Source organism: Streptomyces sp. NBC_00513 (assembly GCF_041431415.1).
Taxonomy (GTDB): Bacteria; Actinomycetota; Actinomycetes; order Streptomycetales; family Streptomycetaceae; genus Streptomyces.
In genome coordinates this window covers 8,275,106-8,297,514 of sequence record NZ_CP107845.1, presented here as the reverse complement: position 1 = coordinate 8,297,514, position 22,409 = coordinate 8,275,106, and the positions used below count along the sequence as shown (strand labels likewise).

25 protein-coding genes and 5 pseudogenes are annotated in these 22,409 nt (G+C 68.2%); 10 read left to right on the top strand and 20 right to left on the bottom strand.

The genetic code is table 11. The features are described from left to right. Position 1: 1 nt before the first annotated feature. Positions 2 to 589 (bottom strand): IPT/TIG domain-containing protein, encoded by a 588-nt coding sequence (locus OHA84_RS37240; RefSeq protein ID WP_266975811.1) that lies wholly within the window; start codon positions 587 to 589, stop codon positions 2 to 4. 126 nt (positions 590 to 715) lie between these two features. Further along, positions 716 to 1,186, bottom strand: coding sequence for a hypothetical protein (locus OHA84_RS37235; protein ID WP_266975813.1), 471 nt, complete (start codon positions 1,184 to 1,186; stop codon positions 716 to 718). A gap of 385 nt (positions 1,187 to 1,571) precedes the next feature. On the opposite strand from OHA84_RS37235, the gene OHA84_RS37230 reads away from it, so the two are divergent. Then, positions 1,572 to 1,886: a transposase gene (locus tag OHA84_RS37230; RefSeq protein WP_266975815.1), complete on the top strand. Its 315-nt coding sequence runs from the start codon at positions 1,572 to 1,574 to the stop codon at positions 1,884 to 1,886. Then, the gene (locus OHA84_RS37225) at positions 1,883 to 2,803 is read left to right on the top strand and encodes an IS3 family transposase (RefSeq protein WP_266975817.1); all 921 of its coding nucleotides are present in this window, start codon (positions 1,883 to 1,885) and stop codon (positions 2,801 to 2,803) included. Before OHA84_RS37230 ends, OHA84_RS37225 begins: the two co-directional genes overlap by 4 nt. A 330-nt stretch (positions 2,804 to 3,133) precedes the next feature. On the opposite strand, the gene OHA84_RS37220 is transcribed toward OHA84_RS37225, so the two are convergent. Further along, the gene (locus OHA84_RS37220) at positions 3,134 to 4,234 is read right to left on the bottom strand and encodes a hypothetical protein (protein ID WP_266975819.1); all 1,101 of its coding nucleotides are present in this window, start codon (positions 4,232 to 4,234) and stop codon (positions 3,134 to 3,136) included. A 26-nt stretch (positions 4,235 to 4,260) separates the two neighbouring features. Here OHA84_RS37220 and OHA84_RS37215 point away from each other — a divergent pair. Beyond that, positions 4,261 to 4,809 (top strand): annotated as a pseudogene (locus OHA84_RS37215) (Helicase associated domain protein); the annotation flags it as partial. A 298-nt stretch (positions 4,810 to 5,107) separates the two neighbouring features. After that, positions 5,108 to 5,449, top strand: coding sequence for a hypothetical protein (locus OHA84_RS37210; RefSeq protein WP_266975821.1), 342 nt, complete (start codon positions 5,108 to 5,110; stop codon positions 5,447 to 5,449). A 139-nt stretch (positions 5,450 to 5,588) separates the two neighbouring features. On the opposite strand, the gene OHA84_RS37205 is transcribed toward OHA84_RS37210, so the two are convergent. From OHA84_RS37205 to OHA84_RS37185, 5 genes and pseudogenes are all read right to left on the bottom strand, one after another. Further along, the gene (locus tag OHA84_RS37205; RefSeq protein WP_266975823.1) at positions 5,589 to 6,122 is read right to left on the bottom strand and encodes a hypothetical protein; all 534 of its coding nucleotides are present in this window, start codon (positions 6,120 to 6,122) and stop codon (positions 5,589 to 5,591) included. Continuing rightward, on the bottom strand, positions 6,119 to 6,781 hold the full coding sequence (locus tag OHA84_RS37200; protein WP_266975825.1) for a hypothetical protein: 663 nt from the start codon (positions 6,779 to 6,781) through the stop codon (positions 6,119 to 6,121). The genes OHA84_RS37205 and OHA84_RS37200 overlap by 4 nt, the downstream gene beginning before the upstream one ends. 20 nt (positions 6,782 to 6,801) lie before the next feature. Continuing rightward, positions 6,802 to 7,734 (bottom strand): hypothetical protein, encoded by a 933-nt coding sequence (locus OHA84_RS37195; protein ID WP_266975827.1) that lies wholly within the window; start codon positions 7,732 to 7,734, stop codon positions 6,802 to 6,804. A gap of 272 nt (positions 7,735 to 8,006) precedes the next feature. Continuing rightward, a pseudogene (locus tag OHA84_RS37190) lies at positions 8,007 to 8,322 on the bottom strand (IS110 family transposase); the annotation flags it as partial. Between the two features lie 1,099 nt (positions 8,323 to 9,421). Next, a complete protein-coding gene (locus tag OHA84_RS37185; RefSeq protein ID WP_266975829.1) occupies positions 9,422 to 9,751 on the bottom strand; it encodes a hypothetical protein in 330 nt (109 codons plus the stop codon). 187 nt (positions 9,752 to 9,938) lie between these two features. Between OHA84_RS37185 and OHA84_RS37180 the strand changes: the two genes are divergently transcribed. Then, complete coding sequence (locus OHA84_RS37180; RefSeq protein WP_371591278.1) at positions 9,939 to 10,271, top strand: Tn3 family transposase; 333 nt, start codon at positions 9,939 to 9,941, stop codon at positions 10,269 to 10,271. A gap of 79 nt (positions 10,272 to 10,350) precedes the next feature. Here OHA84_RS37180 and OHA84_RS37175 read toward each other — a convergent pair whose 3' ends face one another. Beyond that, on the bottom strand, positions 10,351 to 10,647 hold the full coding sequence (locus tag OHA84_RS37175) for a hypothetical protein (protein WP_266975831.1): 297 nt from the start codon (positions 10,645 to 10,647) through the stop codon (positions 10,351 to 10,353). A 405-nt stretch (positions 10,648 to 11,052) separates the two neighbouring features. Here OHA84_RS37175 and OHA84_RS37170 point away from each other — a divergent pair, with 405 nt between their 5' ends. Then, on the top strand, positions 11,053 to 11,472 hold the full coding sequence (locus tag OHA84_RS37170; RefSeq protein ID WP_266975833.1) for a DUF6086 family protein: 420 nt from the start codon (positions 11,053 to 11,055) through the stop codon (positions 11,470 to 11,472). A gap of 48 nt (positions 11,473 to 11,520) precedes the next feature. On the opposite strand, the pseudogene OHA84_RS37165 reads toward OHA84_RS37170, so the two are convergent. From OHA84_RS37165 to OHA84_RS37155, 3 genes and pseudogenes are all read right to left on the bottom strand, one after another. Then, a pseudogene (locus tag OHA84_RS37165) lies at positions 11,521 to 11,820 on the bottom strand (transposase); the annotation flags it as partial. Between the two features lie 304 nt (positions 11,821 to 12,124). Further along, positions 12,125 to 12,250 (bottom strand): hypothetical protein, encoded by a 126-nt coding sequence (locus OHA84_RS37160; protein ID WP_266975835.1) that lies wholly within the window; start codon positions 12,248 to 12,250, stop codon positions 12,125 to 12,127. 715 nt (positions 12,251 to 12,965) lie between these two features. Further along, a pseudogene (locus tag OHA84_RS37155) lies at positions 12,966 to 13,453 on the bottom strand (transposase); the annotation flags it as partial. On the opposite strand from OHA84_RS37155, the gene OHA84_RS37150 reads away from it, so the two are divergent. Together OHA84_RS37150 and OHA84_RS37145 are read left to right on the top strand one after the other, a co-directional pair. Continuing rightward, on the top strand, positions 13,453 to 13,674 hold the full coding sequence (locus OHA84_RS37150; protein ID WP_266975837.1) for an EF-hand domain-containing protein: 222 nt from the start codon (positions 13,453 to 13,455) through the stop codon (positions 13,672 to 13,674). The pseudogene OHA84_RS37155 and the gene OHA84_RS37150 sit on opposite strands and share 1 nt — an antisense overlap. Positions 13,675 to 13,837: 163 nt before the next feature. Continuing rightward, positions 13,838 to 14,068, top strand: a complete 231-nt coding sequence (locus OHA84_RS37145) for a hypothetical protein (protein ID WP_266975839.1) — start codon at positions 13,838 to 13,840, stop codon at positions 14,066 to 14,068. A gap of 126 nt (positions 14,069 to 14,194) precedes the next feature. Here OHA84_RS37145 and OHA84_RS37140 read toward each other — a convergent pair whose 3' ends face one another. Further along, positions 14,195 to 14,518 (bottom strand): hypothetical protein, encoded by a 324-nt coding sequence (locus tag OHA84_RS37140; RefSeq protein ID WP_266975841.1) that lies wholly within the window; start codon positions 14,516 to 14,518, stop codon positions 14,195 to 14,197. A 527-nt stretch (positions 14,519 to 15,045) separates the two neighbouring features. Here OHA84_RS37140 and OHA84_RS37135 point away from each other — a divergent pair. Beyond that, positions 15,046 to 15,483: a hypothetical protein gene (locus OHA84_RS37135; RefSeq protein ID WP_266975843.1), complete on the top strand. Its 438-nt coding sequence runs from the start codon at positions 15,046 to 15,048 to the stop codon at positions 15,481 to 15,483. 426 nt (positions 15,484 to 15,909) lie between these two features. Here OHA84_RS37135 and OHA84_RS37130 read toward each other — a convergent pair whose 3' ends face one another. Together OHA84_RS37130 and OHA84_RS37125 are read right to left on the bottom strand one after the other, a co-directional pair. Beyond that, positions 15,910 to 16,545: a hypothetical protein gene (locus OHA84_RS37130; RefSeq protein ID WP_266975845.1), complete on the bottom strand. Its 636-nt coding sequence runs from the start codon at positions 16,543 to 16,545 to the stop codon at positions 15,910 to 15,912. A 69-nt stretch (positions 16,546 to 16,614) separates the two neighbouring features. Further along, a complete protein-coding gene (locus tag OHA84_RS37125) occupies positions 16,615 to 18,201 on the bottom strand; it encodes an IS4 family transposase (protein ID WP_266976091.1) in 1,587 nt (528 codons plus the stop codon). Positions 18,202 to 18,453: 252 nt separating this feature from the next. On the opposite strand from OHA84_RS37125, the pseudogene OHA84_RS37120 reads away from it, so the two are divergent. Beyond that, positions 18,454 to 19,566: pseudogene (locus tag OHA84_RS37120) on the top strand (IS3 family transposase). 133 nt (positions 19,567 to 19,699) lie between these two features. Here the strand turns inward: OHA84_RS37120 and OHA84_RS37115 are convergent. From OHA84_RS37115 to OHA84_RS37095, 5 genes are all read right to left on the bottom strand, one after another. Then, the gene (locus OHA84_RS37115) at positions 19,700 to 20,443 is read right to left on the bottom strand and encodes a hypothetical protein (protein WP_266975847.1); all 744 of its coding nucleotides are present in this window, start codon (positions 20,441 to 20,443) and stop codon (positions 19,700 to 19,702) included. A 161-nt stretch (positions 20,444 to 20,604) separates the two neighbouring features. Continuing rightward, entirely contained in the window at positions 20,605 to 20,772 is a 168-nt protein-coding gene (locus OHA84_RS37110; protein WP_266975849.1) for a hypothetical protein, read from the bottom strand. Positions 20,773 to 20,789: 17 nt separating this feature from the next. Then, a complete protein-coding gene (locus OHA84_RS37105) occupies positions 20,790 to 21,518 on the bottom strand; it encodes an ABC transporter ATP-binding protein (RefSeq protein ID WP_266975851.1) in 729 nt (242 codons plus the stop codon). Between the two features lie 36 nt (positions 21,519 to 21,554). Further along, positions 21,555 to 21,824: a hypothetical protein gene (locus OHA84_RS37100; RefSeq protein ID WP_266975853.1), complete on the bottom strand. Its 270-nt coding sequence runs from the start codon at positions 21,822 to 21,824 to the stop codon at positions 21,555 to 21,557. Positions 21,825 to 21,916: 92 nt separating this feature from the next. Next, positions 21,917 to 22,390, bottom strand: coding sequence for a hypothetical protein (locus OHA84_RS37095; protein WP_266975855.1), 474 nt, complete (start codon positions 22,388 to 22,390; stop codon positions 21,917 to 21,919). Positions 22,391 to 22,409: the final 19 nt, after the last annotated feature.

Below are 22,409 nucleotides of genomic sequence, written 5' to 3'. Positions count from 1 at the left end.
CTCACCGTGTCCGGCACGGCCCACGCCGCGGACCCCGCACCGCCCCAGACGTCGAACCCGATGTACCCCGGCGGGATGAACCCCACGACCTCCGGGCAGCCGAACTCGCAGAACCCCGGGGGAGCGTCTCCCAGCGGCATGTACCCCGGCGGCATGCCAAGTTAATTGCGGAGCTCAAAACGGGGTGTGCCACACGCGGCAGCGGCGGTTCTTTTTCCCCCTGCAAGAGAGAGAACCGCCGCTGCCTGCCTTCGACGGGCCTGGGGTCAGCGGCCGTAGGTGTAGAAGGTACTGCCGTTGGTCGGGCTGGTGCCGGCGGCGTTGACTGCCTGCACGGGAACCTTGGAAGAGCCGGTGCCTGCCGCAGCGGTGACAGTGCAGGAGGTCGCGGTGCACGCCGGGCGGTGGCGTTACCGCCCGGTCCGAAGGTGACCGCGGTGGTGTCGGCCAAATTGGTTCCGGTCAGCGTGACCTTGTTCCCGCCTCCGGCGGGCCCGGTGGCAGGGCTGATCGAGGTGACGGTCGGCGGCCCGTAGGCGTAGCGGGCGGCCGGGGTGGTGGGGCTCCACCCGTAGGGGTGTGGACCCACACGTCGACGATCCCGGTGCGTCCCGCCAACTTCACGACCCGACGCACGGGCGGTCACGCACCACCGGACCGGAGGCGGCCCCGAAGCCTGGGAGTCGACGGTGTGACGCCCGTTATCGAGCCGTGATCATTTGGCAGGCTTGGCGCAGAGCTCGGAGACGATCGTGAACGAGGTCGTCACCATCGGCACCGCCATGGCCGGCGGCATCGCTATGTGCGTGGTCTCGCCGTGCGCCATGCCGTTGCGGATCTTTCGGCCGTCGTCGAGGTACTCCGCCTGTCGAGCGGTCAGGACACAGGTCTCCGCGCCCTGCTTGATGAGCTGGTGCAGCGCCTTCTTGCCCGCGCCCGGGATGCGGTCGCGCAGCACGATCTCCACCGCGATCAAGGAGTGCATGACCGCCACGGTGGAGACCTCGTAGCAGTAGTACGACTGGCGCAGCAGCTCCCGGGCCGTGCGCAGGACGGTCGCTGCGGCCTCGGGCACGCCGTCGGGCACGACCAGGTCCTCAACCAGGTCGTGCATGTCGGCGTACTGGCCGACGAAGTAGTGGGCGCGTTCGTCTGGGATCGGGAACGGCAGCCGCTGCGTGGTCATCCCCAAAGTCTCAGCGATACGCCGGGCTCGGCCCGGGTGGCTGCTGTCAGGGGTGACCAGCCGGCTGTCGGGGATCGACTGAGTGCTGGCGAATCGGATGCCACCAGCCTGCAATTTGCGCGGCCACGTCGAATTGCTCCCGGACGACGGTGAGCACCGTGACCGGGGTGTGGATCGCCAACCAGAAATAACGTCGCGGCCGCCTCACCCCGGCCCAGCTCGCCCAGCTCGCCGAGCTGGGTGTGAGCTGGGCGCGGTAGCAGCCCCAGCCCACGGCCACATCGAGCCCTGGACACGGGCGTGGCCTTCGCGGACGTGAGGTTCCCCCGAGATGCGGGAAGTGGTGACAGGCTGTCAGATGGGTCGTATGAGAGGAACCCAGACGATGTCTGCCCCGAGGAAGTACCCGCTGGAGTTGCGTGAGCGTGCGGTGCGGATGTACCGGACCACCGAGCCGAAGCCAGTGATCCGCCGTATGGCCGAGGAACTCGGCGTGCACCACGAGGCACTGCGCAACTGGATCCGTCAGGCCGAGGCCGAGGCCGACGCCGGCGAACGAGGCGACCACCTCACCACCGCCGAGCGCGAGGAACTGACCGCCCTGCGGAAAGAGAATGTCCAGCTCAAGCGGGCGAACGAGGTCCTGCGGACGGCCTCGGCTTTTTTCGCGGCCCAGCTCGACCCGACCCGGCCCAGGTGACCGCGCTCCTCGACGAGCACCCGCACCTGGGGGTCGAGCCCGTCCTGCGGGAACTGAACATCCCCTCCACCACCTACTACCGGTGGCGCCAGGCCGAGAAGGAACCGTGCGAGCGGCGCCGCCGCGACGTCGAGCTGACAGACCGGATCCGGGAGGTCCACGACGAGTCCGACGGGATCCACGGCTCACCGCGCGTGCACGCCATCCTCAAGCGCGAGGGCACCCGCGTCGGCCGCAAACGCGTCGAACGGCTCATGCGCCAGGCCGGCCTCGCGGGAATCAGCCCGCGCCGGGGCAAGGGATTCACCCGCCGCGACCCGAACGCGGAACTGGCCCCTGACCTGGTCGAGCGCGACTTCACCGCACCCGGGCCGAACCGGCTGTGGGTCACCGACCTGACCATGATCCCGACCGGCGAGGGCCCGTTGTGGCTGTCCGCGATCCGCGACGCGTTCTCGCGCCGGGTCGTGGCCTGGGAAACCTCCGCCCGCGCCGACGCCGACCTGGTCCTGACCACCCTCGAGTACGCCCTCGCCTCCCGTGATCCCATCGCCGGCGAGCTCATTCACCACGCGGACCACGGCTGCCAATACACGTCCGTGAAACTCACAACACGCCTGCTCAGAGCCGGTATCCAAGCGTCGATGGGATCCGTCGGCGACTCGTTCGACAACGCCTTGGCGGAGAATCTGTGGATGTTGGTCAAGACCGAGTGCGTCCGCGGCCGCGTCTTCGCCACACGCGCCGAGGCGAACCTCGCGCTCTTCAACTACATCGACGGCTTCTACAACCCCCGCCGCATCCAGAAGCGGCTCGGCTACCTCAGCCCGATCGAGTTCGAGGAGAAGCACTACGCCAACCAGGCAGCGACCGATCAAGCGAACCTGAAACCACGTCACCCCGCCCTGACCAGCTAGTCAGCACCTCCCGCACAGCGGGGGAACCTCAACGGTGGCATCGTCACCGAGCCGGGGACACGGTCCTCATGAGCGACCTCGAGGCCCACCTGGAGAGCTGGCGGGCCGTGCGAGGGTGGCTGGGCTGGCAGCAGCAGCAGCTGGCCAACCGGGCGATCAGCGAGCTGGATGCGGAGCTGGCTGGCAGAGCCCATCCCGCCGTGATGCCGCCTCAGCTCAGGGTCTCCCCGGATCCGGCTTTGCACCCTTCGAGGAGATCCTGCCGGTACAGCACCGCGATGCCTGCTGTTGTGCCCGACGGCCCGGGGTCACAGCAGCAGCCGGCGGGTCTCAGCCGTGGCGTCGGTACATCACGTGCAGCTTGCTGTTGAAGGATGCGGCGGCCGGTGCCTCCACCGGCCGGGCGCCGGGGACTTGGTGAAGGCCCTTGAAGCCGCCGTCGTAGTGGCCTGCCCAGAGGGCGCCGTCCTTGCCGCGTACGAAGATGTGCAGGGTGCCGGTGTTGTTGGCGAGCGCGGGAGCGTGGGTGGAGCGCGAGGTGCCGAGGGTGCCCTGGCTGACCCAGTTGCCCCCGTTGACGCCCCCGTTGATGCTGGTGTGGATTTGCTGGTCCGCCATGGTGGCGACGCGCCAGAGGCGGTCGCCTTGCGGGGCCATCGCGACGTGGCTGGGCACCTCCCATGGAGGTGGTCCGGGCCCCAGGCGCTCCAGGTGCTGCCGTTGAACAGGCTGTGGTGGAGCGTGTTGTGGGCGCCGACGTGGGTCAGCCACGCCCGGTCGGCGAAGGTGCCCAGCTTCCGGGGCCTGCTTCGCATTCCCCGGAAGCTGGGACGGTGCGCTCCAGCCCTGCGACGGTGTGAAGGTCCGGGTGAAGATGGCGCCGTTCTTTCCGGTGACGGCGTAGATCAGTTTGCCGTGGGCCCAGGTCAGGGCCGGGGCGAACCAGCTCTGGTCGCCGCCGATCTGCGCGGGCACGGTCCAGTTGCCGTTGCTGTCCATGCTGGACCACATCACCGCCTGGTCGTGGGGGCGCAGGTAGGCGGTGTAGAGGCGGTCGGCGTAGGCGGCCAGGGCGGGGGTGGTGATGCTGCGGAAGGGCAGGGGTTGCGGTGCTGCCCAGCCGGTGGCGCCGTGTACGGCGTATTCCAGGGTGCCTTCGGCGAAGGGCACGGTATCGCCGGTGTACTTGACCCGCAGGTCGTGGGAGCCGTCTCCGTTGAACCTCCAGGTGGTACCGCCGCTGCGGGAGAGCATGGCGAGTTCGTAGCGGCCCATCCCGATGGCGCGCTTACAGGAGATGTCGCTGTGGTTGCGGAACGCGTCGATCACGACGAGGAGCAAGTTGGCGACGGCGCTGGCCATCGACACCCACACGGGAAGCGCCTGGGTGAAGAAGTCATCGAACTGCAGCGTCTGGTTGAGCTTTGCCATCGCGTCGTTCAGCGCCTTGGTCAGGGCCGCCCACCACGCGTCGTTGGCTGCCCGAACAGCGCGAACGGCTCACCGCACTGGGCATCCGGGGCGCCACCCTCCCCTTGACCGCCCCCGCCCCGGCGGAGCTCCCCGCGGCACCCATCGACGCGGCCACGGGCCCGAAGAAGGTCGGGAGCAAGGCCGAGGCGGCGTTCCAGCGGGGCCTCGCGGCCCTGACGCAGTGGGTGGAGCGGGAAGGGCAGCGGGCAGTGCCGCGCGGGCACAGCGAGACGATCACCGTCGACGGCGAGACGGAGCCGGTGATCGTGAAGCTGGGCGTATGGAATTCGAACGTCAAATCGAGGCGGGACAAGCTCAGCGCCAACCAGCTCGCCGCCCTCGCCGCCCTGGGCGTCGACTGGGCCGGAGCGGTCCAGGTCGCCCAGGACGCTGCGGCGCAGCCCGCCGTGCAGGCCGCGCCGCAGCATCGCAATCACCACGATGAGGGCGACAACACGCTCTACGAGGGCGGGAACTGCACCTGCGACCTCATCGAGCAGTACGGGCCGCCCTCCGAACGCGACGACTACTGACCGCTCCCCCGCTCCGACCGGACCCCGGGTCTGCCAAGGTCCAGGGTCCGAAACTTCCTGCCCTGACCAGCACCGCCCCGGCGCGGTCCGTGACAGGGCCATGGCTGTCGTTGACCCGTACGACTCCATCGAGGCGGGCCCCGACCCCGGGTTCCTGCTTCCGGCGGCCGAATGGTGGTCCTCACCTGGCTCGGAATTGCGTTGACGGTCAGTCAAGTGGTATCGCACTGTCGAATCTCCACAGAGTCCGAGAGCTTGGATGGCTCTCGACCACATACGGAAACGGAAGGAGATTCTCATGCACCTCGGGAAGATCGCGGCCGCCGGCCTGATCGCCTTGGCAATGATCGGCGTTGGCGCGGGAACGGCCAGCGCGGAAAGCGCCGTCATCAAGGGCGCATATGGTTACTACGACCCCAACAAGCACATGTTCGGCATCGGTGACACCGAGCCTGATGGCCGGTCCGTATTAATGGAGTGGAGCATCGACGGCTACCGCAAGACGCCGATCTACAACCACAATGGCAACGGCACCTGGCGGGACGAGTACCTCCCCTCCTCCCTGTGGGGCCACCAGATGCAGTGGCGGATCTGCGTCAGCGGCGGTCCCTGCTCGTTCTGGTACTGGGAGAGGGTCTGAACTGATTCACACCCCCGCCCCTCTGCGTTCCATCATCGAGCAGTACGAACCGCCCTCCGAGGTGGACGACAACTGACCGATCCCCCGGACCAGATCGGGCCACGGACGTCTTGGTCCGGGCCCGATCTGGTGGATGGTACTAAGCGACTGCTGCGGCGAGCTTCACCGACGGGATGCCGCAACCTTCACGAAGCTCGGCAAGGGGACGGCGTGGGAGGCCGGAGACGATCCACAGCCGCATGGTGTCGTGGGCGACCAACTGACCCGAACCCGTTCCGTCCTCATTGAGGATGTCGACCTTCAGCAGCACCCGTTCCCCTGACTCCCCCAGCGTCCAAAGGTCCAGGAAACATGGGCGCCGGCACGTACGGAGGTTGCGGCGCTGGTTCTTCCACCGGAAGCTCACAATGCCACCCGCGAAGGCGGTCAGTGAGAGAGCGCCGGAGGCGTAGGCGGAGCGGCCGTCCCAGATCCACACCATGTGGCCGTGGTCCAGTTCACGTCCCATGATCTTCGTCGGAGACATGCTCGCGTGCTGGATCTCCACCACACATCCGTCGGCCGCGATCACATCGGCGATGTGGCTTCCGCGCCGCTGTTCACGCCTGGTCACGGCCACCATGGATTTCCAGTAGTCGTGCCATTGGGTCGAGGAGTACGACAGGCCGTTCATACCGCTCCCACCAGCACCGCCAGGTCGGCATCGCTCATGCCGAGTTCCGCAGCACCGATCCCCAGGGCAGCCAGCGCGTCCAGTCCGATCTCCGGGTTCTTCTTCATGTGCTCCTGTGCCCGTCGCAGGGAACGGAGCTGGTCTTCCAACTCCGCGTACTGGCCGTCGAGGAGCTTGCGGAACGCCCGACTGTCCTTCTCCTGCTCGCGCAGGTGCTTCTGATTTCCCTTGATGGCGAGGAGTTGCTTGGACACCTCCACGATGCGGGCGTGCACCAGGTCGGCGGGCAGGAAGGAGCGCTGCCCGGGGATGGTGATCCCCCCGTCGAGCCCTGTGCCGCATCCGCCGGGAGCGGACCCGGGGGATACCTCGCCGTTTCCAAGACCAGGGATCGGTGGTGTCGTACCGCCCTCCTTCCCCGACTCTGCCGGCGGCGATTCCGTGCCGCTGTGCGCGAAGCGAAGCATCAGGTCGTGGTCCAGTGCACCCACGACGGGGCCGAAGCCGATCTTGAAGAACTCGATCGTCGACAACTCGCCCGCCTGAACCCCTTCGATCATGATCTCCATGAACTCTCCGGTCCGCCGGTTCTTGTCACCGTGCCGGGCGAACAGTGGGCCATAGTTGTCCGTGATCCACTGCCGGGTCGCAGCAGACACGGATGTGAAGCGCGAGGCGGTCACCGCACACCCGCCTTTCCGCCGGCGCGGACCGAGTGCAGCCGCTGCGCCCAGTGCACCACGCCCTCGCACGCCTTCTCCAGGTCGTTGAGCATGGCTTCGTCGGCGATGTTGATGATCTGCTCGGGGTGCATCTCGACAAGGCCGTAGAGCAGGTTCACCCGGCGCCGGAACTGCAGGACCAGCCGGTCGTCGGTCTCCTCGGGGAGGGATGTGCTTTTGCTGCTGCCTGTCACCTGGGTGACCTGAGCGAGGCTGTCGCGGATCTTCAGCTCCGCCATCGGATCGGCCGCGAACGCCTCTACGAGGAACGTCGGCTCCATCACGCTCGCCATTACCGCGGACCTGACGTCGGGGCGGGCGAGCTGTTCCACGATCTTCTCGGCAGTCATCGCGGAGGCCGAGTTCGGAATCGGCCGCGCGCCGATCGCTGCGCGGAACTCCTGCGCCGTCACACGGCGGCGGCCGGGCTCCTGAAGCATTCGCAGCAGGATCTCCCAGCGGTCCTGGCGTTGGCGCTCACGGTCAGCCTTCGCCGGAGCCGTCTCAGCCTCCGGGGTCTCCTTCGGCAGGGAGAACCCCAGCGCAGCCTCGCGGACGACCGAGTAGGACACCGTGACAGCGGACTCGGCCAGCACCTGCCTGAGCGCACTGTCACATCCTGCGGACACGCACCGGTATTCACGGGCCATCCCGGCAGTCATGCCGATGTCTGCTGCGAACGCCCTGATCAACTCGCGGGAGTCGATGGAGGGCTCGCCGTTGTCCACCGGCGCGACTTCAAGCAGGAGATCTCCGATCTCCAGGCGCGTCCGTTGCTTCTCGTTCGTCAGGAGATCATCACGAGTTACGAGCTTCCGGCCAAGCTCCACCTGCTCAGAGGAGTACGCCGGTTCTGTTTCACGAGCACAGGGCTCGATCCAATCCGTCATGGCCCGGAACGTAGAGCGAGCCACAGACAATTCCAGGGGCCACACAACACGAATGGCCCACCCGATCCCTCATGCTGCTGAAGAAGTTGCACCGAACGGGTTGCGAGGCCGGTATCGAGTGGACGCCGCCGGGGAATCGAAAACAGCGCCGCCCAGCTGAGGTTCACCCAGCCGCGTCATACCGGTACTCGTACCCATCGCCCCGCCGCCGGCCCCTCGATCGAAACTGACCTCTTCCCCACGGCTATCGCGTGGAAAGACACCTCATGGAGTTAAGCCGTCAAGACGACGGGGTCAGTGGGCGTCGGGAAGGCGATGGATCCGTCGAAGGGGATCCGGGCCTGGAGGCAGCGATGCAGCTGTCCGAGCATCCGGTTGAAGAGGTGTGGCAGGGCTTGCATGTGCCAGTCCCCGCCGGTCCGTCGGCGCCGGTAGTGGGCACTCGGCGCTGGCCGATCCGCCGAGGGAGGAGAAGGCCCAGAGGTGGCCGACGTGGTTGAGCCGGTTGTTCTTGACGAACCGGCGCCCGACGTAGTGGCGTTTGCCGGAGGCCCGGGTGATGGGGACCGCGCCCCCGTATGCCCTGAGCGTGGCTTGCAGCGGCGCATACCCGTTCACGATCTCCCGAGCGCGGTCCATGACAAGGGGCCACCGGATCCGTTCACGAGCCATACCGGTACTTGTACCCCTGCTCGCGGCCGCCAGCCCCCGGGGTACGGATAGACCTCCCCTCGGCTATCGCGAGGTAAGAGGTGTCGTTTTCCGAAGGGGGCTTGCCCACGCGTTCTGACCTGCACGAATGGAAGATCACCGGATTCGGGGGGTCCCACTTCCGGTCACACCTGCGGTCCCCCGCCTAGTGCACCCCTGCAGCCACCCCTCCAGCCCCCTTCCGGTGCAACCCTCCTGCGCATCGGCACCCACCCGGCAGCCCCCCGGCCAGGACGGCTTGCCCAGACGCTCTGGACGATATCGGCCGGCCGCCGCCCATCACGGGCGCGGTGGCGGCCGGGTGACGGTGGAGCACGTAGACGACGCCGCCCAAGAGCAGCGTCACGAGGACCAGGAGCAGCACGACGGCCAGGGCGAGCGAGGACACGGGGGCAGTTCCCTTCGTTGGGCATGCCGGAGTCGGCATGCGGTGGGGTGGAACGTGGAGGATCCGCGACCCTTGTGTCGCGGGGAGGCGGTCGGACAGCAGAGTGCGGGAGGCGGGGGTTAGCGCCGCAACCCCCGGCGTCCGTCAGCACCATGACCGTCAACGGCGGCCCATTCAAGAGTTCTCGGCGAACATCGCAGCAGGTCAGAGCGCTGCGGAGTTCGCCCAGAACTCTTGAATGGGCTGCGGATCAGGTGTACGGGCAGGCAGCGCAGACCCCGGCCTGCGGGCGTGGCGTGGAAGATGGACGTCCGGGGTGTTGGTCATGGCCCCGGGCGCCTTGGCTGGGAGCGCACATCCCCGCCGGGCGGACGTCTGTTTGGCAGGCGCCCGCCCGGCCACTCACGACGCGGCCCCGACACACCGTGCCGGTGTGTCGGGGCCGAGGTGCGGTCCGGTCGTACTGCCCCAGAGCGCTCTGGGCACCGGTCCTGACCCGCGCACCCATGTCGGCGCGGACTGATCAAAACCCTAGCCTCAGCCGAGCCAGCCGTCGGCGCGCTTCTCCCGTCCAGGGGTGGGCGGCGCTCATCGGATTGATCGCAACCCGCAGGCCGGCATCGGTTCCCGATCGGCGGCCGATCGATCGGCACGGCCCCGGCCGCCGGGGTGGCCCTGACACTGACACCGCCGTGGCGCGCCGCCGGTTGCGGCCGGCTCACGCGGTCGGCGCCGGCGTTTGAGGCCGAGCTGGACCGCCGCCAGGGCCACCGCCTCCACCACCGACAGCCCGTCCCCGCCGCCGCGGCCGGCCTCCGCACGCAGCCGGCCCGCCTGCGCCTCCAAGCGCCGCGCCAACTCGTCCTGGACATCGGTGAGGTTCCGGCAGCCGCGCCGCCGCCCCGCGTAGTGATCCATGCCAGCCACCATAGGAAGTCCACCACCCCCGTACCCACACGTCACGCACACGTGTCGGGGCCCCGCCATCCCCCTCTCATCGCGGAGCACGTCTACCCGGGGGCCTGCGGTACAGCCCGTACGCACGTCCGCGTGCGGGCCGGACGACTGCTGACCCGGCCGCGCGCCGGGGGAATCCGAGGACATCGTGCCCACCGACCACACGCCCGACCTCGCCCACGAGCACCACACCTTGCGCGACTCTGCGCTCGCCGGCGACCTGGACCGTTTGGGCCGGGCGGTGAGGACCTCGTTTGTCTGCGACTACCTGGCCGACGTCGAGATGCGGCAGGAGATCCACGAGGGGTTGCAGATGGTGGAGAACTGGAACAGCGCGAACAAGGACCTCTTCTACGGCAAGGATGGCGACCTGGCCGGTGCGGACAATCGAGACCGGCACCGATTCATACCGCCTCGCCAGCACCCGAGCCCGAGCCGAAGGACACGCCCAAGCCAGCTGACCGTGCAAGCTCCCGCTTGACGGCCCCCGGCCCGGAGGGCCGTCACCGGTGCGCACTTCCTATGCTCGCGAGTGTCGGTCAGTCCTGGGTGCTTCGCCTCTACCAGGCGTTCCAGAGCACACCATGACGGTGGCGGACCGGCGGCATGGCTGCGTCGTCAAGTTCGTGGCCAGCACGGTGCAGTCCGCGGATCCGCTGGGCGTCGAGTCGACCCTGCAGCCGGGCGCGGCCCTCTGCCGTAGCGATCTCGGCGGAAAACGAGCCCTTCCTGCAATAAAGCACCATCCATTGCCAAGAGGTGAGCTGGCGCAGCGTCTTCGCCGGGGCGGGGCGACGGCCTTCGCGGGCGGCTCGGGCCAGTTCAGCATTTGCATAGCGCAGGTCGTACAGCGACATGGACTCCGATGCGCCCTCTTGGACTCGGAGTCGCCTGGGAGTCGTGCGGACAGTTCGGGACATTGAGAGCCTCCGTAGGGCCCTCTGGGCTTTCCAGAGGCACCTACGGCGGGTGCGTGGTGGTCAGCACAACTCAGCTCCTTTCGTTGGTCACGACGATCTACCAGCAGCACAGTAGCGGCGCGGAGAGGCGGAGGCCGAGACTTTCTACTCGCCCCTGTTGCCAGGGCAAGGCGCTCCAAGATCTCTCACGGAACTGCGGGCAGACCCAGTTTTCAACGATCCTCATCGCCGCTGGGCGACGTCATCCTCTGGGATTCTGGCTCACTTTCCGTGGAGGGCTGACTGACCGTAATCTCATGTGCTTGCGACGCCGGTCGGTATGACCAACAGGGAGGGGCTGCATTGAGCCAGTACTACGACATGGGCGACGAGACCCTGTGGAACCCGTCCGACGGGGCCTCCCGGCTGTTCATGAGCCAGGTGCGCGTGTACGAAGCCGAACTGGGGATGCCGTCCGGTATCGGACCCATGCAAGCTGACGAGTGTCAGATCGACCCCATTGCGTTCAAAGAGTTCGTCGACGCCCTGCTTGCGTGGCACCGGAGAGCGAGTCACGCAGTCATGGCTGCCCTGTCCGAGGGCTTCGTCGCCACGGTGCTGGTCCTGGCGGAGAGGGCAGGCATCGAGGTGAACTGGCAGCCAGCAGGCAACGGCGGTCTCAAGGATGTTCAGGTCCCGGCGGCCTCGGTTTCCTCTGAGGGGGCTTGGGCAGCCGCCCTTCAGTGCAAGTCACGCGATCTGGGCCGCTTCATGGCGGCCTGAGCCTGGTCTGCCCCGCAAAGTGCTTGGAAGCCATCGCAAGGCGATGTCCTATGAGTAGAGCAGGACACGCTTGCGGAGGAGATCGAAGCCGGCTCGGCCGAACATCTGGCGTTTGAGCATCTTGATCCGGTTGACGTGGCCTTCGACGACGCCTGAGCTCCAGGGCAGGGTGAGGCCGGCGATGACTGCATCGCGGTCGCGGTCGATGCCTGCGGCGAGGATATGGAGGCCGGGGAGGTCATCTTGTCGGACGGCATCGAGCCACTGCGGCAGCCGTTCGCCCTGGCGCTCGGTGAGCATCTTGCTGAAGAAGCGGACGTGGCCGGTGAGGGCATCCAGTTCAGGGCAGTGGACCCGCCGCCGCCGTGGTCCCCATTGCCAGCGGCCTCCAGTAGCAGCCCCCCGAGCTCGCTCTTCCAAAACGGTGAGTCCCGCATGCGGGACTCACCGTTCCATCATGCGAAGCCGCGGCCAACGAGCACGGGGATGCCCGCGAACTCGAGCCAGGGGGCCAGCTGCTGTCGGAGGGTGTCTTTCTCGGCTGCGACGTACAGGGCGTGCTCCTGACTTGGTGCGGTCGAGGCGGAGCCAGCCGGGCATCTCGTACACGAAGGCGTCCGAGCTCGGCCCGTGCCGGTAGGACGTGGACGGCTCAGACCATGTCGATCAGGTCGAGGAAGCAGCCCTCGCGGCGAGCCTGGATCAGCTGCGCGGACAGCCGGCGGTACATCACCTGCCTGAGCCTGACCTTCAGGAGCGGTCCACAACGAGGGGCCACCGGATCCGTTCACGAGCCATACCGGTACATGTACCCGTGCAGCACTGCCAGCCCCCGGACACGGGACAGACCTCTTCCTCCGGCTATCGCGGACAAAGGCACCTCATGCAGCTAAGGAGTCAAGATGCCCGGCAGGGACACCGGTCTGGCAGCGTCAAATGGTTCATGATCACAGGGATGTGCCGGGCGTGAAGGCGTACGTCCGCAGCGGATCCAGATGTAGCTCGTGCGGACCCATACAGTCCGCAGCAAGAGTTCCCACGGCCGCCCCGCACACACACGTCATGTTGGGGCCTCCAGTTCCAAGAGGTCCGCAGCAACCGTGGTGCATACCCAAAGAGCTGGCCAGCTGCAGGCTCGGCGCGTCCTCCGGGTGCACGACGACAGAGTCCCGGGGGCCGGCGGGCACCATGTCGGTCATGCCGGGCGGCATGAGAAGAGCCCGGCTCACAAGTGCACACGCCGCCTGGGCGCCTGAAGCCACGAAAGGGGCGCCCCAGGGTTCGGGATCAATGGCGTAGCTGCCTCGCGGGACTGTCGAAGGCGCAAGCGGCGTCTTGCCGTGCCGGTCTTTGTCATGCAGCGAGATGTCCGGGACGCCCTGAAGCTCCTGCAGGTCCGGGGTGAGTTCGGCACCGCACTTCGCACAGTAGAAGACCGTCATACCAACCGTTGTATCCCACCGACAGCATCAATCACGACCAGGTTCCCCTGCTCAGTCCGCCTGTCCAGCACAAGCGGTGGGGAAGGCGATGGATTCGTCGAAGGGAACTCGTGCCTGAAGGCAGTGGTGGAGTTGGCCGAGCATGCGTTGAACAGGTGCCGGAGGGCCTGCATGTGCCAGTCTCCTCCTGCCCGGCGGCGCCGGTAGTGGGCGTCCGCGCCGGTTGAACCGCTGATGGAGGCGAAGGCCCACAGGTGGCCGACGTGGTTGAGCCGGTTGTTCTTGACGAACCGGCGTCCGACGTAGCGGCGTTTGCCGGAGGCCCGCGTGATCGGGGCCGAGCCCGCGTACGCCTTCAGCCCTCCAGCCGTGGCGAACCGGCTCCTGTCGTCGCCGATCTCGCCCAGAATGCGAGCACCGACCTGGGGCCCGATCCCCGGAAAACTCAGCATGATCGCCGCGTCCGGGTGTGAACGAAAGGCCTCCTCGGTGGCACGCGCCAGGTCATCGACCGCCTGACAGGCCGCGTCCAGAGATCGTGGACAGCAAGCGCGTCAACGAGGTGAGCATGGCCGATTTCGAGTACCTCGCCGGTGTCTGGAATTTCACCCCTCCCGTCGCATGGGATGCATTCGACCAGCTCGACACGGACAGCGACGGCGCGCTCAGCCGCAAGGAGTTCGTCCACAGCGTCCACGAGTTCCTGAGCAACCCGGACGCGCAGGCCGCAGCCAGCGGCATCATCCTCGGCGTGCAGTAGGCGCCGGACATGCCACCGGAGCAGGCCCGAAGACGGCCCGCCCCGGCCCGTCGCGAGCCCGCAGGCCGGGCCGCCATCTGAAGCCAACCGGCTACCGGCCGCCGGGACCCCGCCCCGGTGCTCCTTCCGTCGGCAGCGCCAACCGATCGGAGGAGAAACCCCCGTGCACCGCATCACCCGAGCACTCGCCACCGCCGCGCTCGCCCTGGCCGCCTGCGCCCTCGCCCCCACCGCCGCCCGGGCGGCCGCCGCCCCGGTGGCCTTCCCCTCGGGGCCGCCGGTCGCGTTCTGGCAGTGCGAAGCGGGCGGCGGCTTCGTGGCCACCGACCCCGGCACCCAGCGCGAGGTCTGCGAGGGCGGCGAGTACGACAACCGGTACGTGTACTGGCTGTAGCTCCCGACGGCAGGCATGTCTGGTAGCGCCACCGCCGGTGCGGTGGTGTGGCGCAGGGCAAGGGCTCCTTCGGGCCGCCTGCCGCACGGGCAGGCGGCCCGAAGAGCCCCGTCACGCGGTCGCGCCCTATGCCGTGCGGGAGGGAACTGCGGCGATAAGCCAGTGCTGCGGGGCGAGGTCAGGAGCCGTGAAGTCCAGCTTGGCAGCGAGCTCCTCAGCGGTCTCGTGGCAGTTGTCGACCTCGATGAACAGCGGCGGCACCTGGTCCTGCGGGGCGGTGAGGACCAGGTCGGCCTGGGCGCCGCCCTTGCCGGGCGCGTTCCACGTCCCAGTGGCGGGCAGCGGGACCTCGGTCCAGTACGAGGCGATGGTGCCGATCCCGTCCGGTGAGTCGACGGCGGCCTGGGCGGCGGCCTGGACGTGTGGCAGGTCGTCGGCGAGCTTGGCCATGTCGGCTTCGGGCGCAGCAGTGCGATCACCGTCTCGTTGACGGCCATCGGGTGGGAGGCCCCGCTGGAGCCCGCGCCGCGCGCGGTGGAGCCCATCTCCCCCGCCGGGCGCCGCAGCTCGTAGGAGGCGGCCTCCAGGCCCTTGGGGGTCAGGTTCCGCAGCGAGTCGCCCGTCTCTGCGGAGCCGCCGTTCTCGGACAGGCCGTGCTTGCGCATGTCGGAGAGCGCGCCGGAGTGCGAGGCGGTGCGGGCCTGCTTCTGCTTCGAGGGGGTCTCCTTGTCGGCGTGCCGGAAGGTCAGGTGCGGAGCGCCGATCCGCTGGATCTGATCAGCCGTCTCCACCTTCAACGCTCCGAGCACGCGCAGCACGTCGCCGCGGTAGCTGTTCGTCGACCCCGCCGGGTTGGTGATCCGCTTCCCCAGCCGGCGGAGGGGGAGATTTCTCTGGCCTCTGTCCACAGGGTGATCGTCCGAGGCTGCTGGGAGTCGTCGTAATCCGAGCGACGTCACCCAGTTGAGGAGACCTCCATGCCGTACCTGATCCCGCCTCGCACCCCGCTCACCCCGGGAGAGGTCGACCGCGCCTTCGACTACCTTCTCGCTCTGCAGATGGGCGGCGGGAACCACGCCTCCGGACGCACGTCGGCTACTCCCGAGCTGGCCTTCCTGTTGCTGCGGCTCGCTGAGAACATCGTCTTCCCCGTCACGGGGGTCCTGGGCGACGGGGAGCCGCACTCGGACTCCTTTGCCCTGGACGAGGTCGGATGCATCCTGCTGTCCGCCCTACGGGACTGGACGCGCGACTCCCCTACTACCGCCGTGCTGGGCATCGCCCGCAGCATCATCCGCTTCGTCGAGAACGTCATCCCCGATCCCGACGACCACGGAGACACCCGCGCCACCCTGGAGACCATGCGCGACGAACACCTGAAGTGGGCACGCACCCTGAAGTCCATGCGTCCGTAGCCACGCGCACGATGCGCACCACCGTCCATCCGGTGCGCATCCACTCGGTGGGCGGTGCGCACCAAGGCAGCCAGCGCACCCGGGGTGGTGCGCATCCCGGTGGGTCGGTGCGGCGGAGTGGACCGCCTGAAGGCGGGCGCATTCCTCCTTGACACGGACCCAGGTCAAGGGGAAATGCGGCGGGTGCACATCGGGTGGATGGACGCCATCGTCCCGGGCGCTGGCGTCCACTCCCACCGGGTGGGCTCCACTCGGTGGAGTGGAGCCGGGCCGGTGGCGTCCACTCCCGGGCCGGTGGGCTCCACTCGGTGGAATGGATGCCGCACGGTGGTCTCCACTCCGGTGCGGTGGCCTCCACTCGGTGGAATGGGGTGCACCGCACCGTCGGTGCGCACCACCGCACCGGGTGCGCACCATCGGGTCCACTCAGTGGCCGGCCTCGCGGCCGCGGTGCGGTCCGGGCCCCTGCGGGCGGTGCGCCTGCTGGTCGTCCGGGCGCACCGGGCGCACTACGTCGGTGTCGTGCTGGCCGGTGTGGCGATCCGCGCGGAGCCGGGATTCGGCGGCCATCTTGGCGGCCGTCTCCTGGATAAGGCGCAGTCGGTCGGCCGTGAGATCGAGGGCTTCCACATCCGTACGGGACTCCCGCAGGGCCCGCACGGCCGTCATGCCGATCGCCTCCTGGCGGCCGGGCTCCGGCTCCTGGTCGTCGTGCTCGGCTTCGGCGGCCGGGGGCGCGAGCAGCTGCTCGGGCATCGCCGCCTGCTGGTGGGCGACGACGTCGTACGCCCGGCCCCGCACGGCGGCGGTTGTGGTGGTGCGCAGCTTCTCCCGCACCACCGCACCGGCGAGGACGGCCCGGTCGTACTGGAGCGGGATGCGGGGGATCTCCCACTCCCCCGCGTCCTGGCTCGGTGGCCGGAGCGCAGCCGGCTCGCCGGGGTCGGCCGGGGGTTGCCGGTCCGGGTCGGGCGCGGGAGTGGGTGGGCGGGGCCGGGCGGGGTGGTCGGCCAGGTCCCACCGGGCGGTGTAGAGGCGGTAGTCCGCCAGCAGGCCGATCACGGTCTTCGGCTCGCTGATGTCCAGGCAGTGGGTGGAGATGGCGGCGGGCCTTGACCCAATGCCGGGTAGTTAGCGCATTTCCGCTGGTGGCAGTGGTGTTGGGTGGCTTCGTGGGCTGCTGTAGATGGCTGGTCCGGTCTTGTCGATGAGTCCGTGTGCGGCCCATCTGTCGAGTTGGCGATACATGGTGCTGAGGGTGATGTCGCCGAGGTGTCGGGCGAGTTCGCGGGTGTGCCAGTGGCGGTCGGGGTCGGCGTCAAGGAGGTCCAGGACGCGCTGTCGGCGTCGGTCGGTGGGCGGGATGTGCCGGTCGTCGTGGGAGACGGTGGGCAGGTCGGGTTCGGGTTCGAGGATGGTGACGTCGAGGCCGGTGACCGGGAGGCTGGTGTCTGGCCGGCCGTCGTCCTGGCGTTCGGCGTACCGGGAGATCGACGACCTGACTTTTCGGGTGCTGATGCTGGGGCGCCGGTGCGGGAGGAGTCCTGCAAGGACACGGTTGGCAATGACGCCAGCCGTGCCGGCGATTGGGGAAACGATCTCGGCCGCCTGGACGACGAGGTCACGGGCAGTCTGGATGGCTATGGTGAAGCCGCAGCGGTCCGGGTCGGTGCCCGGCCGGGACTCGGCGGCCTCGACCATCACGGTTCGAAGTGCCTGGTAGAGGGTGAGTAGGGCCCACATCTCCTGCTCGACTCCGACAGGATCACCGGAGCGCAGGACCCGGCCGTCCGTGATCGTGTGGCGAAGGGCGTAGTACGCCGACTCGTGTTCCCACCTCTGGTGATAGAGAGTGACGAGGATCGTGGCAGGGTAGCGGCGGGCGTCGGTCAGCGTTGTGACCAGCCGGTAAGAGCCGGTGAACGAGCTGTCGCCGCAGGTCACAGTGATCTGTGCTTCGATGACGCGCACGGGGACGGCGCCGATGACGGAGAGGTAGGAGCCGTCCGCGAGTGGAGCGAGGACCGGGGTGCGGCGGTTGGCTCGCAGCCGGCCCAGGAACTTGGCTCCGGTGTCGTTCACGGAGGCGAGGAAGGCGTTGGCGTCGAATCCTTTGTCCCACATGACCAGCATGTCCGGGCCCAGGTGGTGCAGGAGCCTTCGGGCGTAGGCGGTCTCGCCGTCGCTGGTTGGTCCGAACACCGCGCCGATCAGGGCCCGGGTTCCGGTCTCCGCCAGGGTCATCAGCTCGAGCATTGGATGTCCGCCGCGGTTGCCGGGACCGAACCACTCCACGTTGCGGTCGGTGTCAGGAATCTTGATGGAGCTGCAGCCGTCGAAGGAGACCATCCGAAATGGTCCGAAACGTACCCCGGGAGTCGTCGGTCGGGCGAGTGGTCCGGCCAGGACATCGAACAGGCGGCGCATCGGTTCGGTGCCGATACGGCGACGCAGGTCGCGCAGGGCTTTCGCGGTCGGATCAGCGACCTCGAGCCCGCCGCTCGTCAGAGCTGCGATCAGCTTGCTCCAGACCAGCCGGTAGCCGACCTCGGGAAACATACACATCGCGAGCAGGAAGTAGACCCCGACCCGAGAAGGAAGAACCCGTAACCGCCGCTGAACGCAACGGGTTTCGTCCAGGAGAGCATCGACGAGGTCGAACGGCACGATCTGGGTCAGCCCGCCCAGATGACCGGGGGCGAACCGGCCCGAGGCCACGGTGAACTCACGCGAGATGGTCGTCAGGCCGGGCGAAAGAGGACAATAGCGTGCGGGCAACGGAACACCTCGATGATCAGCAGTCTTGCCGGACTACCTGACCAACGAGACTCCGCTGGCCGTGTTCCGACTCGACGCCTACACCCCTTGCCACCAGCGGAAATGTGCTAACTACCCGGCATTGGGCCTTGACCCTGGATTTTGGACACCGGAGACACTTGGATCTTGATGGTCCGGGAGAACGGAGTCCCCGTGGGGATGAAGCATTACCCCGCCGAGTTCAAGGCGGACGCGGTCGCGTTGTACCGGTCGAGGCCGGGAGCGACGATCAAGTCGGTCGCCGCTGATCTCGGGGTGAACACCGAGACGCTGAGGAACTGGATCCGGGCCGCCGACGGCCGCCGACCTGTCGCCCACTCCGCACCGCCGGCCACCTCGCAGGCCGCCGGCGACGCCGTTCAGGCGGAGCTGGCCGCCGCCCGCAAGAGGATCCGTGAGCTGGAGGAAGAACGGGACATTCTCCGCAAGGCGGCCCGATATTTCGCGACGGAGACGCGCTGGTGAACCGCTACCAGTTCGTTGACGATCACCAGCGCCGTCACGGCGTGAAGCGGCTCTGCGACATCCTCGGCCTGGCCCGTTCGAGCTTCTCCCTACGGAGCCCCCAGAATCACCGCGGAACTCCGCGACGAGGAGGGTCCGGTGGTCAACCACAAGCGGGTCGCCAGGATCATGCGGACCATAGGGCTCGAGGGAGTCCGGTTGCGTCGCCGGCACCGCACCACCGTCGCGGACCAGGCCGCGTCGAAGGCGCCGGACCTGATCGGCCGTGACTTCACCGCGGCCGAGGTGAACAGAAAGTACGTAGGCGACATCACATACCTGCCGGTCAGCGGCGCGAAGCCGCTCTACCTCGCGACCGTCATCGACTTGTGCTCGCGCCGGCTGGCCGGGTGGGCGATCGCCGATCACATGCGAACCGAGCTCGTCATCGACGCCCTGGCGGCAGCCGAGCGGACCCGTGGAAACCTGGCCGGAGCGATCATGCACACGGACCACGGATCCCAATATTCGAGCAGGGCCTTCGCTGAAATCTGCAGGTCAGCCGGGGTCCGGCAGAGCATGGGCGCGATCGGATCCAGCGCCGACAACGCAGCCGCAGAAAGCTTCAACGCCGCCTTCAAGAGGGAGACGCTCAAAGGCCGCAAAGCCTGGTCGAGCGAGCGCGAGGCCAGGCTCGACGCGTTCCGCTGGCTGACCCGATACAACACCCGCCGCCGGCACTCCCGCCTCGGCCACCGGTCCCCGATCGCCTACGAGAACGACCTCCAGCCAGCTGCAACTACCCTGACCCAAGCCGCATAGACGTGTTCAAAATCCGGGGTCAAGGCCCGTCGGCCGGTGCACTTCGATACGAGTGCCTTCCCGTGGTCGACAGCGAAGTTCCGTACACGGAGACCATGGTGTCCTTCATTCACATCCCGCTATTGCGTGGGCGTCAGCCGGTTGTGGCCTCTCGGCGGCTGTACGCCCAGTAGCCCGCCGCTGTCAATGCCGCCGTATAGAGCAGGAAGACCACCAGGGCCACTGGGGTCGAGAGGTCCGACCCCACCATGCCTGCTGCGAACGATCGGTCCTCTCCTGCGAGCGCCGAAACGTCGGTGAGCATCGCCCGGCCGGCCGCGAAGGGCAGCCAGTCGGCCACACCATCCAGTCCGGGGACGTACCCCAGCAGCAGGCCCGCCAGCCGCTCGCCCAGCAACGGCCACATACAGAGCACCAGCACCGGCACGATCCTGTTCCGCATCAGTGCCACCAGGGCCATGCACAGCAGTGCCCAGCAGCCCATCCACAGTACAAACCGCAGCACAGGCACCAGCACCGCGCCCCACGCCGGCTGCGGTGCTCCAGAGACGGCCAGGACGAGAGCCGCCGAGACCGCGCCCACCAGCGCGCTGGCCGCCGCCACTGCGGCGCCCACCAGGAATCCGACCGTGCCCTTGGCCGCGTACGCTATCCGGCGTCCGTTGACCGCCAGCCACGTCGTGCGCGCCGCGCCGCGCACCAGGTCGGTGGAGACCGGGCCCGTACCGAGGACCAGGACGAAGAAGCACAGCAGGGGGAGCTGAGTCGCCATCGGCGCCCATGCCAGCACGTCGCCCATCGACGCGGCGCTGATCGTTCTCGTCTTGTCCAGGTCGAACAGGAGCCCGGGCCCGGTCAGGAGGCTCAGGGTTGCCACTACGCCGAGGAGTACCCACGTGGAGCGCAGGCCCGTGAGGTGTCGCCACTCATACCGGCATGCGTTGCGAAACGCCTCGTCGGTCGGGGTCATCCGCGGGGTGCCAGAAGGCGGGGGCATGGGCACGTCGGCGGTCGGCGGAATATGTGTCGGGGGCGCGGTCACGAGATCTTGAACTCCTCTTCCGCGATGGACAGGTAGAAGTCCTCCAGCGAGGGCATCTCCTGGGACAGCCAGTGCAGGGGCACGCCGCCCTCCGCCGCCAGGATGGCGACTTGGATCCGGTCCAGGCCGGTGATGTGCGCGCTCGGCCCGCCGGTCGGTTCCAACCGACCGCCTCTCTCCTTCACCAGGCGTGCGAGCTGTGGCAGGTCCGGTGCTGTACGGTCACCACGGCCTGGTCGCCGGCCCGGGACAGCAGGTCCGCGATCGGCGAGGCGGCCACGACGCGGCCATGCGACAGCACCGCCACACGGTCCGCGAGCTGCTCCATCTCGCCCAGCAGATGGCTGGACACCATGATGGCCCTGCCCTCCGCTGCCTGGGCCCGAAGGAACTCGCGCAGCCAGCGGATCGCGTGCGGGTCAAGGCCGTTCGCGGGCTCGTCGAGGATGAGCACCGGCGGATCGCCGAGCAATGCCTGCGCGATTCCCACGCGCTGTGCCATTCCCAGAGAAAGCTGGGAGAGTTTCAGCCGGGCGGCCTGGGTGAGCCCCACCCGTTCCAGCATTTCGTCGACACGTTGGTCGGACGCGCCGCACCCGGCGGCCACCATCCGCAAATGCGACCGGACCCGATGCTTCGGGTGGCCCGCAATTCCGCCGAGGACCGCGCCCACGACCTTTCCGGGGGATCCCCAGGCGTGCAGCGGACGACCAAGGAAGAGTGCCCTGCCCTCGCCATGGGCGAGGCCCAGCATCAGCCGGATCGTGGTGGTCTTGCCGGCGCCATTGGCGCCCACGAACCCGGTCACCTCGCCCGCGTGCAGCGTCAGAGACACGTCATCGAGAACCGTTCTGCTGCCGAACGAGCGCCGCAGGCCCTGAGCTTCGGCCAGTACACCGCTTTGCGGCACAGTGTGTTCCTAACGTGCAGGGATCCTGACCACGGGTCAGGACCAGGGGAAACCTTCGGCGATGCCGAAGAGCACCGTGAACAGCACCAGTGCCCCGACCGGGATGATCCCGAACGAGTCGGGCCGTTCGCGTCGGAAGGCACCCCAGACGAGGGCGCCGAGCGGTCCGAGGAGACCCGCAGCCATCAGGGCCCAGCCCACACCCCGGTTGCCGAAGATGTTGAACGCGATGAAGGCCCCCGTAATGAAGTAAGCGGGAGAAGCCCACAGATGTCGCAGATCAGGAGACACTTCGGTACTGGCCATCAGATTCTTCCTAACGAGCCGGGCTGGACGACACGCCGCCGGCCTATCGCGGCGGCGGGTGGTGCCCCGGTACCGGGGCACCACCTCTTCCCCTACACGACCAGGCTGCGGATGTAGGTGTACAGCTGGTACTGAATCTCGGCGCCGGCCGCGACCCAGGCGATACGCACCGGGTGGTACCAGGGCAGGCCGTCCATGTACGAACGGAACTTGCCCCATCCGGCCTTGGCGGCGTTGTACGCGCCGCTCAGGATCTTCCCGCCGTACTTCTTCAGCAGGTTGAACAGAGCCTTGACGGCTCCACCGATGGCGGCGCGGGCCTGGACCTCGGTGGCGGTGCCGTTGGCGACCGCGCGCAACGTCTGCGCGTCCTCGGCCTTCAGCTCGGCCGAGACGGCCGGGTTGGCGAGGAGGGCGCGGGCGTCGGACGCCGACAGGGTCGCCTGGACGGTGGCCGCCGGACGCGCCTGGGGGGCCTCCGATGCCTGTGCCAGGCTGGCGCCGGCGCCGAGGGTGAGGGCGGCTAAGGCCGAAACCGTCGCTATACGGACAGTATTGCGGTTCATGTAGAATCTCCTTGCGTTC

Excerpts from the sequence above, each read along its gene's own strand:
- OHA84_RS37235 (WP_266975813.1), bottom strand. The coding sequence starts at position 1,186 with ATGACCACGCAGCGGCTGCCGTTCCCGATCCCAGACGAACGCGCCCAC.
- OHA84_RS37230 (WP_266975815.1), top strand. The coding sequence starts at position 1,572 with ATGTCTGCCCCGAGGAAGTACCCGCTGGAGTTGCGTGAGCGTGCGGTG.
- OHA84_RS37220 (WP_266975819.1), bottom strand. The coding sequence starts at position 4,234 with ATGGCAAAGCTCAACCAGACGCTGCAGTTCGATGACTTCTTCACCCAG.
- OHA84_RS37210 (WP_266975821.1), top strand. The coding sequence starts at position 5,108 with ATGCACCTCGGGAAGATCGCGGCCGCCGGCCTGATCGCCTTGGCAATG.
- OHA84_RS37205 (WP_266975823.1), bottom strand. The coding sequence starts at position 6,122 with ATGAACGGCCTGTCGTACTCCTCGACCCAATGGCACGACTACTGGAAA.
- OHA84_RS37195 (WP_266975827.1), bottom strand. The coding sequence starts at position 7,734 with ATGACGGATTGGATCGAGCCCTGTGCTCGTGAAACAGAACCGGCGTAC.
- OHA84_RS37185 (WP_266975829.1), bottom strand. The coding sequence starts at position 9,751 with ATGGATCACTACGCGGGGCGGCGGCGCGGCTGCCGGAACCTCACCGAT.
- OHA84_RS37175 (WP_266975831.1), bottom strand. The coding sequence starts at position 10,647 with ATGTCGCTGTACGACCTGCGCTATGCAAATGCTGAACTGGCCCGAGCC.
- OHA84_RS37140 (WP_266975841.1), bottom strand. The coding sequence starts at position 14,518 with ATGGCCAAGCTCGCCGACGACCTGCCACACGTCCAGGCCGCCGCCCAG.
- OHA84_RS37135 (WP_266975843.1), top strand. The coding sequence starts at position 15,046 with ATGCCGTACCTGATCCCGCCTCGCACCCCGCTCACCCCGGGAGAGGTC.
- OHA84_RS37100 (WP_266975853.1), bottom strand. The coding sequence starts at position 21,824 with ATGGCCAGTACCGAAGTGTCTCCTGATCTGCGACATCTGTGGGCTTCT.
- OHA84_RS37095 (WP_266975855.1), bottom strand. The coding sequence starts at position 22,390 with ATGAACCGCAATACTGTCCGTATAGCGACGGTTTCGGCCTTAGCCGCC.